Below are 17,418 nucleotides of genomic sequence, written 5' to 3'. Positions count from 1 at the left end.
CTCGAAATCCTCCAGCAGTTCCAGGGCGCGCACCACCCAGAAGATGGGGTCCCAGGCGTTGGTGTAGGCGTCATAGTCCAGCCCGTTCACCGTGCCCTGGGCTGGGTTCCAGTCGATCCCGAAGTTTCGCAGGATCTTCGCGATGAAGTCGTTGAGCGGATTGTCGATCGTCGGGTCGTGGTCCGGACCCGATGAATCATCGCTGGCATCATCGGATTTCACGATGGCCGGCGCCGGATCTGATTGCGGTGTCGACGCGACGGCCGCGGTCGTCACCGCTTGATAGGTCGACATGGTGGTGGCCGCCTGGGTCCACATTCGCGCATAGTCGGCCTCGTTGACGGCAATGGGAACCGTATTGACCCCAAAGAAATTCGTGGCCAGCAGAGCCCCGTGCACGGCGTGGTTGGCGGCCAGTTCCGGCAGCGTGGGCATGGCGGTCAACGCCGCGGTGTACGCGGCCGCCGCCACCTCGTGTTGACTGGCGGCCGTCGCGCTGTCGACGCTCGATTTCGTCAACCAGGCCAGGTACGGAGCGTGCGCGACGGCGTAGGACTCGCTCGTGGGTCCCTGCCATGCCCCTGTTTGGACTGCCGCCAGCAGCGCGCTCAATTCGTCTGCGGCAGAGGCATATTCGATGCTCAGTTGCGACCAGGCACCGGCCGCAGCCAGCAACGGCCCGGGTCCGGGGCCGCTGCTGAGCAGCGCGGAATGCAGTTCGGGCGGCGAGGCCATCCAAATTGGCGCCGTCATAAGGCACTCCTCAGGCTGGAAGGGTTACCAGACCGAGGAGCCTAATGAATATGATTATCGTTTTCAAGTCGTGCTTTGTCCTGCCGCGCGCTACACGAGCGGACGGCCCTTCTTGATCCTGCGGTCCAGGTCCCACAGCATCAGGTTGAAGGGGAATTGCCGGATGATTCGCGGCAGCTTGCGGTTCACCGCACCCACCACCGCCATCAGGCGGTCGAAGCGCCGCTGCATGGTGGCGTCCCAGGGCAACCGCATCTCGTCACGGAACCTCTGCGGCAAAAAGCCGGTGGTGATCAAGAGATTGAAGCTCTCCATCCGTTCCCGTAACCGGCGGGGGAGGCGCAAACCGCGTACCCGGGAGACGGCGATCGGGTAGAGGAACTCGCGCACGGTGTCGTCGATGCGCACCTTGGCCAACGACTCCTGCCAATACCGGTCGAAGGCCGCCCGGTCCGCCGGCCACATCTCCGGCGGCACCTGCAACGTGGTGCCCAGCGTCATCGCCTCGCGGTACAGCCGGTCGGCGTCCGCGTCTTCCATCTCGCCGACAAAAGTGCGGTAGATGTCGATCCCGCCCTTATAAATGCAGGCCGCGACCCACAACTGCAGCTCGGGATCGAACGCGTTGCACTCCACCGGGTCGCCGGGCCGTGAGTAGACCTCCGCATGCGACCGGTTGACGGCGCGGCGATAGGCGGCCTTCTGCTCATCCGTCCCGGCATTGGCGACAGCGATGTAGGTGAACGTGGTGCGGGCCCGCTTGATGGGATGGCGGTCGATGCGGCCGCTCTCGACGCGGCTTTCCGCGACGCCATGGCCGACGCCGGGGCGCGACAACTCCATGATCACGTTGGCCGGGCCGGCCAGGAGCGCGACACCCATCAACCCGTAGTCCTCGGACACTCGTCGGGGCCGTCGAGCCGGATGCGGCCGGGGCGGGTCAGCCATCGGCCGCTCGACGTGCGGGATGAGCGGTTGAATCGTCTCTTGGATTGCCATCCAAAGGCCTCCCCGGCACGGGTGACTAAATCTGATAACGTCTGTTTCCCGATATTGCCCCGGACTGCCGCCGCTGTCAAGATGGAGCACATGTCCGAGGACCCGCGCGAGCGACCGTACGGGGGCGTCGATGCCGGCAGGCGGGTTGCCGACCGCCGCGCCCGGTTGCTGAGCGCCGGCCTGGACGTCTTGGGAACCGAGCAACGGGGCACCGCCGCGTTGACGGTTCGCACCGTGTGCCGCCAGGCCGGGCTGACCCCGCGCTACTTCTACGAAAGCTTCGCCGACAAGGACGAGTTCGTCGCCAGCGTCTTCGACTGGGTGGTGGCCGAGCTGGCCGCTACCACCCAGGCCGCCGTCGCGGCGGCGCCAGCCGCGGAGCAGGCGCGCGCCTGCATGGCCGACATCGTGCGCAGCATCACCGAAGACCCCCGCGTGGGGCGACTGCTGTTCAGCACGCAACTGGCCGATCCGGTGATCGTGCGCAAACGCGTCGAGTCCAGCGCGCTGTTCGCCATGCTATCCGGTCAGCACGTCGGCCAGGCGCTACAGGTCCCGGCCAACGAACGCATCAAGGCAGCCGCGCATTTCGTGGTCGGCGGTGTCGGACAAACCATCAGCGCCTGGCTGGCCGGTGACGTCCAACTCGAACCGGACCAGCTCATCGATCAGTTGGCCGCACTGCTCGACGAGCTCGCCGAGCCGAAGCTGTACCGCCTCTTCGAAACTCGTGCGGACACCTAGCTCACCCGGGCTCACACCCGGGCTGAGCCCGAACCGATCGTTCGCTCAAGGGAACAGCGGCAGATCCCAGAGCCGCATGCCGGGATGCAGCAACCACAACCGCATCATCGTGAGCCGCATGATGCGCACCGCGCTGGTGATCATGAAGATCGCCAACGGCACTTCGACCAGCACCGCCGTGATGACCGACAGCCAGATGTCTTTGGGGCCGGCGGTCATCAGATCGAACCACGCGTCGCAGATCAGCAGGACACCGGTGGTGAAGGCGGCGAGCACCAGCAGCTGACGACGCAGATACCCGAGTGCGGCCGTCGTCAGCATGAAGGCGACCAGCAGCACGTCGAAACCGATCCAGGTGATGGGCCAGTTGTGCGCGACGTAGTTCTCGGGCAGCGTCACCGCCAGATACACCAGCCACGGCACCATCGCCATTGAGCCACCGACCATCAGACTCAACCGGATCCGCCGCACCCGCGCCAGGAACTCCGGGTCGATCACGTTACCGAGTGGCTGCTCCAGCCGGGTGATCAGTTCCCGCCGTTGCTCGGCCGTCAGCGCCGCGATCTGCGCGTCGGTCAAAATGCCGTCGGTCATGAAAACATCCTGCGGCTCGGCCCGGTGGGATCAGTGAGCGGCACCCACTGGAGGTCGGCGGTCCGCCGCGGTCTTGGGCTCCGCTTGGACGTCGCTGCTTGCGAATTCCTTTACCCAGCAGGCGAATTCAAGGGTGATGCCGTCCGGGTCCTGGAAATAGAATGAGCGCACGTAGACGCCGGGATGCACAGTCGCGGACACCTGCATGGGGCTTTCGTCGTGGTTGAGCACCGGCCCGACCCGCACCCCTTTGTCCTTGAGGCGCTGACGATAGGCGTCGAACTGCTCGGCCGGCACGTGGAAAGCCAGATGGTTCATGGTGCTGACTGCGCTGGTGATGTCGCCGATGCCCGGGATCGCGCCCGGCGACGAAATCCCCGGCACCCTATCGGGAGCGTCGGCGAACCAGAAGAACGCGACGCAGTCGCCGTTGCCGGCGTCGAAGAAGAAATGCTGGCCCGCGCCGTTGGGTAGATCCAGCGATTTGATCAGCGGCATGCCGAGGACATTGCTGTAGAAGTCCACGGTTTTCGCCATGTCGGAACAGACCAGGGCGACGTGGTTGATCCCGCCGAGTTCGAATTCCGTGTTGGTGTTGTGCGGCTTGATCATCTGGTGGCTCCCCTCGGTCCCCGGCTTGACGATCCTGGCCAAGATCCAAATCTGAATCTAACATCAGTTTCAGTTTCGGCCCAGGGAGGTGCGCAGGTGTCGACCGTGGCGTCCCCTGCTGGCCGGGACGGCCAGCCCGCCGAGCTTCCCACCGTTCGGGGCAGGCGCACGCAGGCGGCCATCGACGCGGCCGCCCGGACCGTCATCGCGCGCAAGGGCGTCCTGGCCACGACCATCGCCGACATCGCCGCCGAAGCCGGGCGGTCGGCGGCGTCCTTTTACAACTACTACGACTCCAAAGAGGCGATGGTGCGTCAGTGGGCGCTGCGCTTCCGTGACGAGGCCAACGAACGCGCGCTAGCGGTGACCGAACATGGTCTGTCCGATCGGGAGCGTGCGCACGCCGCCGCTTCCGCGCACTGGCACACCTACCGCAACCGGCTCGCCGAGGTGATCAGCGTGTCGCAGCTGGCGATGATCAACGACGACTTCGCCCGATACTGGGCCGAGATTTGTGAAATACCAATATCTTTCATAGTCGAATCGGTCCGACGTGCCCAGGCTGACGGCTATTGCCCCCACGACGATCCGCGGCTGCTCGCCGAAGCCATCGTGGCGATGTTCAACCAGTTCTGCTACATCCAGCTCGGCGGCGCACGCGCGGTGGAACCCGACGACAAGGCTTGCATCCGCACCATGGCCAACATCTACTACCGAGCCATCTATGCGCGAGAGGGGCCGCTGAATTGACTCGTCGTACCGGTGCCGGAGTCATCCGCGAATTCGTCGGGCTGCCGTCGCGCACCGCGGGGCGCGCGGGCGCGGGTGGGCACCCGTGCCAGGGCCTGTATCACCGGGGGGTGGGACGCAAACCGAAGGTGGCGATGATCGCCACGCACTACCAGATCGACTTCTCCGAGCACTATCTCGCCGACTACATGGCCACTCGTGGCATCGGGTTTCTGGGTTGGAACACCAGGTTTCGCGGCTTCGAAAGCAATTTCCTGCTCGACCACGCGCTGGTCGACATCGGCGTCGGTGTCCGCTGGCTGCGTGAGGCTCAGGGCGTGGATACCGTTGTGCTCCTGGGTAATTCGGGTGGTGGCTCACTGATGGCCGCCTACCAGTCGCAGGCCGTCGAGCCCAACGTGACCCCGCTGGACGGGATGCGCCCGGCCGCCGGGCTGACCGAATTGCCACCCGCCGACGGTTACGTCGCCACCGCCGCTCATCCCGGCCGTCCGGAGGTGCTCACCGCGTGGATGGACGCCGCCGTCGTCGACGAGAACGACCCCGTCGCCACCGATGCCGACCTTGACCTGTTCAACGAGGGCAACGGCCCGCCCTACTCGGCGGAGTTTCTCGCCCGCTACCGCAGCACGCAGACGGCGCGTAACCACGCGATCACCGACTGGGCGGAGACCGAGCTCAAACGCGTTCGCGCGGCGGGATTTTCCGATCGTCCGTTCTGCGTGATGCGGACCTGGGCCGATCCCCGCATGGTCGACGCCAGCATCGAGCCCACCAAACGGCAACCGAACATGTGCTACGCAGGCGTCCCTGCCAAGGCGAATCGCTCGGCGCACGGCATCGCGGCGACCTGCACGCTACGCAACTGGCTGAGCATGTGGAGCCTGCGGGTGGCGCAAACCCGCGCCGAACCGCACCTGGCCCGAATCAGCTGTCCCGCCCTGGTGATCAACGCCGAAGCCGACACCGGGGTGTTTCCCTCTGACGCCCAACGCATTTTCGACGCACTCGCCAGCACCGACAAATCGCGGGCCACGGTGGACACCGACCACTACTTCACCACCCCGGGGGCGCGGGGCGAGCAGGCCGACACCATCGCCCAATGGATCGGCAAGCGGTGGCGCTGAGTGCTTCGCCCATCTCGTTGCCGGCCGGTGTACGACGGACACCCGCTGGCCCATCTCGTCAACCAACCGACTGGTTGTTAGCTTGGAAAGGACTTGGCCGAGACGGCCTCCTGCAGCAACGGAAGGCGACCAATGCCGATCGCAATAAATCCTGAGCATCATGACCTGGCCGATTCGGTGCGATCGCTTGTCGCGCGCATCGCGCCATCCGAGACGTTGCATGCGGCCATGGAGACCCCTATCGATAACCCTCCGCCGTACTGGCAGGCCGCGGCCGACCAGGGGCTGCAGGGCGTTCATCTCGCCGAATCCGTGGGCGGGCAGGGCTTCGGCATCCTCGAGTTGGCCATCGTGCTGGCCGAATTCGGTTACGGGGCGGTGCCGGGCCCGTTCGTGCCGTCGGCGATCGCCAGTGCCCTGATCTGTGCGCACGACCCGGACGCGAAGGTGCTCGCTGAGCTGGCGTCAGGCGCCGAAATCGCCTCCTACGGCCTGAATTGCTGCGCACTGACCGCCACCCGGCAGGGCAATTCACTGGTGATCCGCGGCGAAGTCCGGGCGGTCCCCGCCGCCGCGCAGGCCACGCTGCTGGTGCTGCCCGTCGCGATCGACAGCGGCGAGGCCTGGGTGGTGCTGCGCGCCGACCAGCTCGAAATAGAACCGGTGAAAAGCCTGGACCCGCTGCGCCCCATCGCCGATGTGCGAGCCAATGCCGTCGAGGTCGGCGACGACGTCGTGCTGACCGACCTGAGCAAGGCGACGGCGCACGCGCTGATGACCACGCTGCTGTCCGCTGAAGCCATCGGTGTGGCCCGCTGGGCGACCGACACGGCCTCTCACTACGCCAAGGTTCGCGAGCAGTTCGGCCGCCCGATCGGTCAGTTCCAGGCCATCAAGCACAAGTGCGCCGAAATGATCGCCGACACCGAGCGGGCCACCGCGGCCGTGTGGGATGCCGCCCGCGCGATCGACGAAGCCCGCGAAAACAATTGGGACACCGCAGGTTCGCACGTAGATTTCGCGGCAGCCGTGGCGGCGACGCTTGCGCCCGCAGCCGCCCAGCGCTGCACCCAGGACTGCATTCAGGTGCACGGCGGCATCGGCTTCACCTGGGAGCACGACGCGGGCGTGTACTACCGGCGGGCACTTATGCTGGCCGCCTCCTTCGGTCGCAGTTCGGATCACCCGCAAAAAGTCGTCGACACCGCCACCACCACCGGCATGCGCGCGGTGGACATCGACCTCGACCCCGACACCGAGAAATTGCGAGCACAGATCCGCGCCGAGGTCGCCGCGCTCAAGCGGATGGAGCGGGAGCAGCGCAAGGTTGCCATAGCCGAGGGCGGTTGGGTGCTGCCGTATCTCCCGAAGCCATGGGGCCGCGCCGCCAGCCCGGTGGAGCAGATCATCATCGCCCAGGAGTTCGCCTCCGGGCGGGTCAAGCGCCCCCAGACGGGGATCGCGACCTGGATCGTCCCGTCGATCGTGGCGTTCGGAACCGAGGAGCAAAAGCAGCGCTTCCTTCCGCCGACCTTCCGCGGCGAGATGATCTGGTGCCAGCTGTTTTCCGAGCCGGGCGCCGGATCGGATCTGGCCAGCCTCACCACCAAGGCCACCCGGACCGACGGCGGCTGGCGCATCACCGGCCAGAAGATCTGGACCACCGCCGCGCAGTTCTCGCAGTGGGGCGCGTTGTTGGCCAGGACGGACCCCAGCGCCCCGAAACACGCTGGCATTACGTACTTCCTGTTGGACATGCACAGTGATGGCGTCGATGTGAAGCCGCTGCGCGAGCTCACCGGCAACGCCATGTTCAACACCGTGTACATCGATGACGTGTTCGTGCCCGACGAGTGCGTGCTCGGTGAGGTCAACCGGGGCTGGGAGGTCAGCCGTAACACCTTGACCGCGGAACGGGTATCGATCGGCAGCAGTGAAGCAAACTTCTTGGCCACGCTGGCACAGTTCGTCGAGTTCGTTCGCGACGGCCACTTCGATCAGATCGCCCAGCATCGGGCGGGGCAATTGATCGCCGAGGGTCACGCGGCCAAGGTGCTCAACCTGCGTTCGACGCTGTTGACGCTGGCCGGCGGCGACGCCATGCCGTCGGCGGCGATCTCCAAACTCCTGTCCATGCGCACGGGCCAGGGATATGCCGAATTCGCGGTCTCATCGTTCGGCACCGATGCCGCGATCGGCGACCCGGATCAACTGCCCGGCAAATGGGGCGAATACCTGTTGGCCAGCCGCGCCACCACCATTTACGGCGGCACCTCCGAGGTGCAGCTGAACATCATCGCCGAACGGCTCCTGGGCCTGCCCCGGGACCCGTAAAGCGTCGCAACAGGGCCCGAACAGGGCCATGCCGACCTGACTAGGTCAGGCCGGCATGGTTCCCCCGGACGCGGTCGGCCATCCCGAGGGTTGGCGTGTCGGCGATGGCCGCTACCGCGCGGAGATGGTGGTTACCACCACCAGTTCCACCGGTGCTGGGGGCCCCAGTAGCCACCGCCACGGCCCCAGTAGCCGTGCCCCCAATCGCCATGTCCCCGACCATCATGGCCGCCCCATCCGCGATCGCCGGGACGATCGGGGATGAAGCCCGGTCCGCTTTGCGGCCCAGCACCGGTGAAACTCGTGGTGGGTGCGGACGCAGGAGCAGCTTGAGCGATGGGAGCGCCGCCGGAGAGCAGCGCGCCCGCCGAGGCTCCGGCGCCTGTGACGCCTGCGGCCGCGCCGCGCAATGATCGCGGGGAGATCATCGAAGTCATTCCTTCCAACCACTTGCTTTCGCCAGTAAAAACGTTAGTCGTACATTCACTGGCAAACAAGATTAATTGCTTGTTAGACGTGTGAATTGGATAACTACCGCCCAAAAGTTCTGCCGGTTTCGATCCGTATTTACGCTGCGAATTTATCACCAAATACTGATGCTCCTCGACGACACTTAGTGCTATTTAAGCAGGCCACACGCCGTCTACTGAGGTACTGTTCATAGGTCACGTAGCTACTGATGTCAGGTTCTCCACATTAGCGGATACTTTGATTAATGAATATTCAAAAGTAGCCAACCGCGTCATGGTCGACGATCTTGCAAGGGTTTTCGAGCAAACAGTTACTGTCACAATTTACGGCCCGACATGCGGTGGAAGGCGCCATTGTGTCCCGTGACTGCGTTATCAGTTGTGCGGCGCCAGACCGGGGACGGAGGCGGCCGGGCGACGCGACTTACGCTGGCGTCGGTGACAGAATCAGTATTGACACAACGGCACCGAGCGCTGATTTACTGATTCGCACTCACGAGGAAGACACCGAAGTGAATTTCAACAGCAGCCACAGCGGACCCAGCGCCGGAGCCTTTCGCGCCCCCAACTCGGCCGGCGGACCCACGGGAGACGCGGCCCCCACCGAGCGTCTCAGCCTCGGGCAGCCGAGCGGACAGCGGATCGCCAGCCCGCCGCCGGGGGCCCAGGCCGGGCGTACCCAGCGGACGCGTCGAACCGTCGACCTGCCGGCACCCACCCACCGCGCCCTCGACATCTGGCAGCGTGAGGCGGCCGACCGGCTGGGGGTCGCCCGGGTGACCGGGCAAGAGGTCCTTACCGCGCTCATCGACCAGCTACTGGTCGACCCGAAATTGACCGCGCAGATCACCCGCGCCATCAAAGACCGCCGCTGACCCCGTCACCGACGCGGCACCCGCCCGAGCGAGGCTAATCGACGTCCATTTCGCGCAACTCGCGCTTGAGGACCTTGCCCGTTGGGTTGCGCGGCAGCTCGTCGAGGAAGACCACCTCGCGTGGCACCTTGTAGCGGGCCAGGTGGTCGCGGACGTAGTGCTTGACCGTGTCCTCGTCGAGGTCGGCGCCGTCCTTCTTCACCACGAAGGCGCGCAGGCGGTGGCCCCATTCCTTGTCTTCGACGCCGATCGCGGTCGCCTCCACGACGTCCGGATGCCCCGTGAGGAGGTCTTCGACCTCGGCCGGGAAGACGTTCTCGCCACCGGAGACGATCATCTCGTCGTCGCGGCCGCTGATGAACAGCAGGCCGTTCTCATCGAAGTAGCCCACGTCGCCCGAGGACAACAGCCCGTCGATGATCTGCTTCTTACCCCCACCGGTGTAACCCTCGAACGGGAACGCGTTGCCGACGAAGATGCGGCCCACCTCGCCCTGCGGCAGCTCCTTGCCGTTGTCGTCGTAGATCTTGACCTTCACGCCTTTGACGACCGGCCCGACCGTCGACGAGTTGTACTCCAGGTGCTTTGGTTCGGCGATGGTGGCGAACGCGATCTCGGTCGAGCCGTACATGTTGTAGATGACCGGCCCCAGGTCCTTCAGGCCCCGTTCGGCCAGGTCGGCTCCCAGCGCCGACCCGGAGACGAACACGATCTTCAGGCTGGACAGGTCGGGTTTCTTGTCCATCTTCTCGACCGCGTCGAGGATCCGCGACAACATCACCGGGACCACCACCATCGCAGTCACCTTGTGCTTCTCGATGTCTTCGAGCACCAGCGGCGGCTTGAATTTGCGGCGCAGCACCAGCGTCGAGCCCAGGAACATCGCGATCGTGCCATGTAGGAAACCCAGCGCGTGGAACATCGGTGCGGGCAGCGACGTCACCTCGCCGGCCTTGAACGGAACGTGCGACAGGATGCCGCCGATCGGCGCCAGCGTCGGCGGGGTGCTGCGATTCGCGCCCTTGGGGGTGCCGGTGGTTCCGCTGGTCAGGATGATGATCGAGGAGTGCTTGCTCGCCTTGGGCGCGGGCTTCTTGTCGCTGCGCTCGATCAGATCGGCCAGCGTCTCGTCCTTGCTGCCCGACTTCTCGTCACTGTCCGGGTTGGTCCCGAGCGCCCGCAGCTTGCCCAGCTCCGGCTCGGCCTTGCTGACCGCCTTGGTGTACTCGTCGTCGTAAATGATCAGCTTGGCGCCCTCGCGCTCCGACACCTCTTTGATTTGCGGACCCGAGAACTCGCTGTTCAGCAGGATGATGCGAGCCCCCACACGGGCGGCGCCGAAATAGGCGATCAGGAACCAGCGGCTGTTGCGGGCCAGGATGGCGACGCCGTCGCCGGCCTTGACGCCCTTCTCGATCAGCCCGTTGGCCACCGCATGCGCGGCCTCGTCCAGCTCTTTGAAGGTGAATTCGCCTTCTTCGTCGATGCAGGCCGCGCGATCGGGATGGCGCCTGGCGTTGAGAGCCGGCAGCATGCCGAACTCGCCCCACTTATAGATGTCGGCGGCCATCGCGGCGTAGTTCTGCGGCGGCTCGATCCGAAACGCGCCCGACTCGAAGATCTTTCGCACGTAGTGCAGTTCCGCGGAGCCGCGTTCGAGGTACTGCTGAACTTTTGCGGCGGCCTGACCGGGCAGGCCGAGGAGGTTAGGCATGAAATCCACCTTATGTGACGTCCGTCTCAGTCCGGCCGGAATTCCCGGCCAATTAGCATGAACCGCATGACCCGTCCGGTTTCGCTGGAGGTGGCCGGGCGCCAGGTCACCATCACTCATCCGGACAAGGTGGTGTTCCCCCGCACGAGCAGCCGCGAAACCATCAAGCGCTCCGTCGGCCCCTACACCAAGCTCGACCTGGTCCGTTATTACCTGTCCGTGGCCGACGGCGCGCTGCGCGGTGTCGCGGGCCGCCCGATGATCCTGAAGCGCTTCGTCAAGGGCATCACGCAAGAGGCGGTGTTCCAGAAACGCGCGCCGGCCAAACGGCCGGACTGGGTCGACGTTGCCGAACTGCGTTACGCCCGAGGCACTTCCGCCGCCGAGGCGGTGATCCACGACGCCGCCGGGCTGGTCTGGGCGGTCAACCTCGGCTGCGTCGATCTCAACCCCCATCCGGTGCTCGCCGACGACCTGGACCACCCCGACGAACTGCGAGTGGACCTGGATCCGATGCCCGGGGTCTCCTGGCGGGGCATCGTGGACGTCGCGCTGGTGGCCCGGGAGGTGCTCGAGGACTACGGCCTGACCGCTTGGCCGAAGACGTCGGGGTCGCGCGGCTTCCACATCTACGCTCGCATCGCCCCGCGCTGGGAGTTTCGTCAGGTGCGGCTGGCCGCGCAGACCGTCGCCCGCGAAGTCGAGCGGCGCGTGCCCGAGGCGGCGACCAGCCGATGGTGGAAGGAAGAACGCGAAGGGGTGTTCGTCGACTTCAACCAGAACGCCAAGGACCGCACCGTGGCATCGGCGTACTCGGTGCGCGCGACCCCCGATGCCCGGGTCTCAACACCGCTGCGGTGGGACGAAGTCGCCGGCTGCAACCCCGAGGCGTTCACGATCGACACCGTGCCCGCCCGGTTCGCCGAAATCGGTGACCCCTGGGCCGGAATGGACGACGCCGTCGGCGAGCTCAACCGGCTGCTGGTGCTCGCCGAGGAGATGGGGCCGCCCGAACGGGCGCCGAAGGGTGCGGGCAAGCGCGGAGCGGGAGGCCGAAGGCAATCCACGATGCCGCTGATCGAGATCGCCCGCACCAAGACCAAGGACGAGGCGTTGGCGGCGCTGGATGTCTGGCGCGAGCGCTACCCGGCGGTGGCCCGGCGACTAGAACCGGTCGACATCCTGGTCGACGGGATGCGCGGGCCCAGTTCGATCTGGTACCGGATCCGAATCAACCTGCGGCACGTTCCCGAAGACCTACGACCACCCCAGGAAGAGCTGGTCGCCGACTACAGTCCCTGGGACGGATATGGCGGGAAGCAGAAGCCGTCAAGTTGACGCTTGGCCCCCGCCTAGATTCCCACTCGCGTTACCGCGTTGTGCTTGCGCAGGTAGCAGTACCACGTGACGCCGAGCAGACCGAGGAAGAACACGACGTAGAACCGCAACGCCGGTTCGATGCCGCCGAACTGCGACTTTGACCACGCGTATGCCAGCGGAACCACGAATCCACCGAAGGCACCCACCGCCGAGATGACGCCCAGCGCCCCGGCCGCCTGCCGGCGCATGCCCGCCATGGTGTCGGGATCGCCCCCGGCCAGCTCGCCCTTGATCTTGAAGATTCGCGAAATCATCCGATAGGTCGAGCCGTTGCCGATCCCGGTGGCTACGAACAGGAACATGAAGCTGGCGAAGAACGCCGGCAGGTTGACCGCCTGCACCGACCACAGCGCGGCCGCGGCCCCGATCGCCAGCATCACGAAGCTGGCGGCGGTGATACGAGCGCCGCCGATCCGGTCGGCCAGCCTGCCGCCGAGGGGCCGGATGACCGATCCGATGGCGGCGCCCAAAAAGGCCCACGCCAGGGCGATGTCACCGCGTCCGAAAACCGTCTTGAGCAGGGTCGGGAAGGCCGCCGAGTAGCCGATGAACGACCCGAAGGTGCCGATGTAGAGCAGCGACAAGATCCAGGTGTCGGGATGCCGCAGCGACTCCAGCACCGGCTTCACGTCGGCTCCCCCAGTCTTCGAGGCCTCGGTGAGGTTGTTCATGAACACAAACGCGCAGACCGCGGCGGCCACCGCCAGCGGCACGTAGCACAGTCCAGCGCGTGACAGCGCCATCCCACCGCCGGCGATGACGATGGGCGGAATGATCTTCTGCACCACCGCCACGCCGATATTGCCACCGGCCGCATTCAGGCCCAGCGCCCAACCCTTGTCTTTCTCCGGGTAGAAGAACGAGATGTTGGCCATCGACGAAGCGAAGTTGCCGCCGCCCAAGCCGGCGGTCGCGGCGATCGCCACCAGCGCGCCGAACGGAATGCCGGGATGGCTCACCGCCCACGCCAGCAGCAGACACGGAATGAGCAGCAGCGCCGCCGAGATGGTCGTCCAGTTGCGGCCGCCCAACAGCGGGACCGCGAAGGTGTAGGGCAATCTCAGGAAAGCTCCGACCCCGCTGGGGACCGCGACCAGGCACAGGGCCTGACTGGCGGTCAGCGCCCATCCGGACGCGGCGGGGTGGCCGGGGCCGCCGGGCGCGGTCATCTGAACCACCACGATGCTCCACAACATCCACACGCTGAACCCGACGTGCTCGGCGAAGATCGAGAAGATCAGGTTCCGGCGAGCGATCTGCTTGCCCGAGGTCTCCCAGAACTCGGGGTCTTCGGGCCGCCAGTCATCGATCCAGTGCCGTCCCGTATGGCGCTCACGCGGGGGCGCGGGCTGCGATACGGGGCTAAGCGTCGTGGTCATCTGGTGGGACTCCTGAGTTGATTGAGGCGCGGGCAGTGACCATTCGACGCTAAAGACGCACTGTTACCGGGCGGGGTGTGCACAGTTACGTGGGCGATACGCAGAAATCGCAGCCGCCCGTACCCGTTTGTCAGAACTCCGCAACGCAAGGACGTCGCGCGCCCACCACGGGCCGTCGATGGGCGACAATCGGCGCATGCAGGCGACTGAGCCTCCCCTGGGCCTACGGGAGCGCAAAAAGATCAAGACCCGTCGCGCCATCAGGCGCGAGGCGTTTCGCCTCATCGAGCAGAACGGGTACGCGGCCACCACTGTCGAACAGATCGCTGAGGCGGCCGACGTGTCACCGAGCACCTTCTTTCGCTATTTCCGATCCAAGGAATCGCTGCTGCTGGCCGACGACTTGGACCCGCTGATCCTGGACGCGCTCAAGGCCCAGCCGCGCAACCTGTCTTTAGCGCGGGCTTTCCGCCGGGCCTACGAGGCCGTCATGGCCCAGCTGCCCGACGACCAGCTGGAGTTCGAGAGCACCCGGCAGCGTCTGATGTTCTCGATCCCCGAGCTCAAGGCGGCGATGTACGACGAGTACTACCGCACCGTGACCGTCGTCGCCGGGGCGATCGCCCACCGGATCGGCCGTGCCGCAGACGATTTCGAAGTCCGAGTGTGCGCAGGGGCATTGACGGGCGCCATGATGGCCGCCTTCGACGGCGCGCCGAAGACGGCAGACACGATCTATCGCGCGCTGGATTTCATGGACGCCGGCATGCCGCTGGGCTGAAGGGTCTCACGCGCGGCGACGCATCTGCGCGGGGGGAACGCGATACTCTCACGCGATGCGACAGGGATGGAATCGACGAGGATTCTTGCAGTTCGCAGGGGTTGCCGGGGTAGCCGCGATCGGCGGCGCGACCGCGCTCGCTACCGGGTGCTCGTCACGCAAACCGGCTCCGGGGGCCACCCCGGGATCGGTGACGGTCACCCACCTGTTCGGTCAGACCGTCATCAAAGAACCCCCCAAGCGTGTCGTCAGTGCCGGCTACACCGAACAGGACGACTTGCTCGCGCTCGGAGTGGTGCCGATCGCGGTGACCAACTGGTTCGGTGACCAGCCCTTCGCGGTCTGGCCGTGGGCCGCGCCCAAACTCGGCGGTGCGCGGCCGGCGGTGTTGAACCTGGATAACGGCATTCCGGTGGACCAGATCGCCGGTCTCAAACCGGACTTGATCGTGGCGGTCAACGCCGGGCTGGACGCCGACACGTATCAGAAACTGTCCGCGATCGCACCGACCGTCGCGCAATCGGACGGCGACGCCTTCTTCGAGCCGTGGAAGGAACAGGCCACCGCCGTCGGCCAGGCGGTCTTCCAGGCCGACCAGATGAAGTCGTTGATCGACGGCGTCGACCAGAAGTTCACCGACATTGGCAAAAAGAATCAGCAATGGACCGGCAAAAAGGCCCTGCTGATGCACGGCACGCTGACCCAAGGCACCGTCGCCGCAACCATGGCGGGCTGGCGCACGGATTTCCTGAATCAGATGGGACTCGTCATCTCCGACACCATCAAGCCATTCGCCACCGGTCAGCGGGCCGTCATTCCGCGCGATCGGATCAAATCGGTGCTCGAGTCCGCCGACGTGGTGATCTGGACAACCCAGAGCCCGGACGATCAGAAGGCGATACTGGCCGACCCTGAAGTGGCCGGGTCGCTCACCACCGCGCAGAACCGCAACATCTTCACGACGAAGGACCAGGCCGGCGCGATCGCGTTCGCGTCGCCGCTCAGCTACCCCGTCATCGCCGACCAACTCCCTCCGCTGATCACCAAGATTCTGGGCTAGTCACGCTGCTTGCCGTGGCTGTTTGAGCGTTTGCTAAGGCAGCTCTGGCAGTGCTCGAAAATCCGTCTTTACCCCTCGCACAGGCCGCGATCCCGGAGTTACCGTCGAGTAATGAGCGTGACGGACCTTAGCGGCGACCTGGCCCACAACCTGCCGACGGAGCTCGTCGGCAACACGGTTGTGGACTACGGCGACCGCGCGCTGATGGTGCAATGCGGCAGTACCGCCGAGGTATTGGCGTGGACGGACGCGCTGCGTGCGGCGGCGATGCCGGATGTGGTCGACATCGTCCCGGCGGCCCGCACGGTGTTGGTGAAGCTAAACGGCCCCCGCCACCAAGGCGTCATTCGCCAGCGGCTGCGCAAGCTGCGCATCGCGCCCGCCCCGGACGTCCCCTCGGAGCGCCACGCCGACGTGGTCATCGACGTCGTCTATGACGGTCCCGACCTGGCCGAGGTCGCCCGCCACACCGGTCTGACCATCGCTGCGGTGATCGACGCCCACACCGCCACGCTGTGGCGGGTCGGATTCAGCGGATTCGCGCCCGGTTTCGCCTATCTGATCGACGGCGACCCGCGGCTGCGGGTGCCGCGGCACCCCGAGCCGCGTACCTCGGTGCCGGCCGGCTCCGTCGGGCTGGCCGGCGAATTCAGTGCTGTATATCCGCGCCAGTCCCCCGGTGGTTGGCAACTCATCGGCCGCACCGACGCCGTGCTATGGGATCTGCAGCGCCCCAATCCCGCATTGTTGACCCAAGGCATGTGGGTTCAATTCCGGGCAATCTAGCCGTGACGATCGCAGGCGCGGCGCAGCCGGGCCAAGCGGGTCACGACCATAACTAAGGAGACAGCCGTGCCAATCCTGGAGATCCTCCGCACCGGACCCCTTGCCGTTGTCCAAGACCTCGGCCGCCCGGGACTGGCCCACCTGGGGGTGAGCCGGTCCGGCGCCGCCGACCGGCGCGCGCACAAACTGGCCAACCGGCTGGTGGCCAACCCCGACGACTGCGCCACCGTGGAGGTGACGTTCGGCGGTTTCGCGGCCAGGGTGCGTGGCGGCGACGTCGACATCGCGGTGACGGGCGCCGACACCGACCCCACCGTCAACGGAATCAAGTTCGGCACCAACAGCATTCAACACGTGCGCGACGGCGAGGTGATCTCGCTGGGAGCTCCTCGCGCCGGCCTGCGCAGCTACCTGGCGATCCGCGGTGGCATCTGCGTGGAGCCTGTGCTGGGCTCGCGCAGCTATGACGTGATGTCGGCCATCGGCCCGTCGCCGCTGCAGGCCGGCGACCGGCTGCCGATCGGCGAACACACCGACGCCTACCCAGAACTGGACCAAGCTCCCGTCGAAGCCATCAGCGCCGACGTCGTCGAGCTGTCCGTGGTGCCCGGACCGCGCGATGATTGGTTCGTCGATCCCGACGCCCTGGTGCACACCGATTGGGTCGCATCCGATCGCAGCGACCGGGTGGGAATGCGGCTTACCGGCCGGCCCCTGCAGCACTGTTACCCAGACCGCCAGCTCCCCAGCGAGGGAGCCACCCGTGGCGCAATCCAGGTGCCGCCCAACGGTTTACCGGTGATATTGGGTCCCGATCATCCGGTCACCGGCGGTTATCCGGTGATCGGCGTGGTGGTCGACGAGGACGTCGACAAGATCGCGCAGGTGCGGCCCGGCCAAACGGTACGATTGCACTGGGCGCGGCCCAGAACTCTGGCGGGCGCCCAGTCCGGTGCCGCGAGTTGGCCGTTCTCCTAACGTAATTCGTGGCAAAACCATCGGCATCTGAACGACAGATGTATTTGAGCTCACACACCGCGGCGTGCATGCGTGAAATCAC

The 17,418-nt window shown here is 66.0% G+C and carries 17 protein-coding genes; 10 read left to right on the top strand and 7 right to left on the bottom strand.

Annotated elements, in window-relative coordinates; translation table 11 throughout:
- Together A5686_RS05220 and A5686_RS05215 are read right to left on the bottom strand one after the other, a co-directional pair.
- Positions 1-753 (bottom strand): PPE family protein (locus tag A5686_RS05220; RefSeq protein WP_156749941.1); only part of this gene is annotated, 753 nt, incomplete at its 3' end.
- A 90-nt stretch (positions 754-843) separates the two neighbouring features.
- A complete protein-coding gene (locus A5686_RS05215) occupies positions 844-1,752 on the bottom strand; it encodes an oxygenase MpaB family protein (RefSeq protein WP_067931806.1) in 909 nt (302 codons plus the stop codon).
- A 90-nt stretch (positions 1,753-1,842) separates the two neighbouring features.
- Here A5686_RS05215 and A5686_RS05210 point away from each other — a divergent pair, with 90 nt between their 5' ends.
- The gene (locus A5686_RS05210) at positions 1,843-2,496 is read left to right on the top strand and encodes a TetR/AcrR family transcriptional regulator (RefSeq protein ID WP_369829676.1); all 654 of its coding nucleotides are present in this window, start codon (positions 1,843-1,845) and stop codon (positions 2,494-2,496) included.
- 45 nt (positions 2,497-2,541) lie between these two features.
- Here A5686_RS05210 and A5686_RS05205 read toward each other — a convergent pair whose 3' ends face one another.
- Positions 2,542-3,090 carry a hypothetical protein gene (locus A5686_RS05205; protein ID WP_067931802.1) on the bottom strand — a complete coding sequence of 183 codons (549 nt, stop codon included), beginning with the start codon at positions 3,088-3,090 and terminating at the stop codon, positions 2,542-2,544.
- A gap of 30 nt (positions 3,091-3,120) precedes the next feature.
- Entirely contained in the window at positions 3,121-3,702 is a 582-nt protein-coding gene (locus A5686_RS05200) for a VOC family protein (protein ID WP_067931800.1), read from the bottom strand.
- Positions 3,703-3,798: 96 nt separating this feature from the next.
- On the opposite strand from A5686_RS05200, the gene A5686_RS05195 reads away from it, so the two are divergent.
- From A5686_RS05195 to A5686_RS05185, 3 genes are all read left to right on the top strand, one after another.
- A complete protein-coding gene (locus A5686_RS05195; RefSeq protein WP_067931798.1) occupies positions 3,799-4,452 on the top strand; it encodes a TetR/AcrR family transcriptional regulator in 654 nt (217 codons plus the stop codon).
- Positions 4,449-5,579, top strand: a complete 1,131-nt coding sequence (locus tag A5686_RS05190; protein WP_067931796.1) for an alpha/beta hydrolase — start codon at positions 4,449-4,451, stop codon at positions 5,577-5,579. Before A5686_RS05195 ends, A5686_RS05190 begins: the two co-directional genes overlap by 4 nt.
- A gap of 132 nt (positions 5,580-5,711) precedes the next feature.
- Positions 5,712-7,913 carry an acyl-CoA dehydrogenase gene (locus A5686_RS05185; protein WP_067931794.1) on the top strand — a complete coding sequence of 734 codons (2,202 nt, stop codon included), beginning with the start codon at positions 5,712-5,714 and terminating at the stop codon, positions 7,911-7,913.
- Between the two features lie 131 nt (positions 7,914-8,044).
- Here A5686_RS05185 and A5686_RS27050 read toward each other — a convergent pair whose 3' ends face one another.
- Entirely contained in the window at positions 8,045-8,341 is a 297-nt protein-coding gene (locus tag A5686_RS27050; protein ID WP_156749940.1) for a hypothetical protein, read from the bottom strand.
- 554 nt (positions 8,342-8,895) lie between these two features.
- Between A5686_RS27050 and A5686_RS05175 the strand changes: the two genes are divergently transcribed.
- Positions 8,896-9,258, top strand: coding sequence for an ATPase (locus A5686_RS05175; RefSeq protein WP_067931790.1), 363 nt, complete (start codon positions 8,896-8,898; stop codon positions 9,256-9,258).
- A gap of 34 nt (positions 9,259-9,292) precedes the next feature.
- On the opposite strand, the gene fadD2 is transcribed toward A5686_RS05175, so the two are convergent.
- Complete coding sequence (fadD2, locus tag A5686_RS05170; RefSeq protein WP_067931823.1) at positions 9,293-10,972, bottom strand: long-chain-fatty-acid--CoA ligase FadD2; 1,680 nt, start codon at positions 10,970-10,972, stop codon at positions 9,293-9,295.
- Between the two features lie 57 nt (positions 10,973-11,029).
- Here fadD2 and A5686_RS05165 point away from each other — a divergent pair, with 57 nt between their 5' ends.
- Complete coding sequence (locus A5686_RS05165) at positions 11,030-12,310, top strand: DNA polymerase domain-containing protein (protein WP_067931788.1); 1,281 nt, start codon at positions 11,030-11,032, stop codon at positions 12,308-12,310.
- A 14-nt stretch (positions 12,311-12,324) separates the two neighbouring features.
- Here A5686_RS05165 and A5686_RS05160 read toward each other — a convergent pair whose 3' ends face one another.
- The gene (locus A5686_RS05160) at positions 12,325-13,731 is read right to left on the bottom strand and encodes a NarK family nitrate/nitrite MFS transporter (protein WP_067931786.1); all 1,407 of its coding nucleotides are present in this window, start codon (positions 13,729-13,731) and stop codon (positions 12,325-12,327) included.
- A 196-nt stretch (positions 13,732-13,927) separates the two neighbouring features.
- Between A5686_RS05160 and A5686_RS05155 the strand changes: the two genes are divergently transcribed.
- From A5686_RS05155 to A5686_RS05140, 4 genes are all read left to right on the top strand, one after another.
- The gene (locus tag A5686_RS05155; RefSeq protein WP_067931821.1) at positions 13,928-14,512 is read left to right on the top strand and encodes a TetR family transcriptional regulator; all 585 of its coding nucleotides are present in this window, start codon (positions 13,928-13,930) and stop codon (positions 14,510-14,512) included.
- Positions 14,513-14,567: 55 nt separating this feature from the next.
- Positions 14,568-15,572 carry an ABC transporter substrate-binding protein gene (locus A5686_RS05150; RefSeq protein WP_067931784.1) on the top strand — a complete coding sequence of 335 codons (1,005 nt, stop codon included), beginning with the start codon at positions 14,568-14,570 and terminating at the stop codon, positions 15,570-15,572.
- A 111-nt stretch (positions 15,573-15,683) separates the two neighbouring features.
- On the top strand, positions 15,684-16,358 hold the full coding sequence (locus A5686_RS05145) for an allophanate hydrolase subunit 1 (RefSeq protein ID WP_067931782.1): 675 nt from the start codon (positions 15,684-15,686) through the stop codon (positions 16,356-16,358).
- 66 nt (positions 16,359-16,424) lie between these two features.
- A complete protein-coding gene (locus A5686_RS05140) occupies positions 16,425-17,336 on the top strand; it encodes a 5-oxoprolinase/urea amidolyase family protein (protein ID WP_067931779.1) in 912 nt (303 codons plus the stop codon).
- The last annotated feature ends 82 nt before the right edge of the window (positions 17,337-17,418 follow it).

Source organism: Mycobacterium sp. E2479, from assembly GCF_001667925.1.
Lineage (GTDB): Bacteria > Actinomycetota > Actinomycetes > Mycobacteriales > Mycobacteriaceae > Mycobacterium.
Note: the sequence above shows the minus strand (reverse complement) of the source record. Positions and strands in the feature narration are given on the sequence as shown.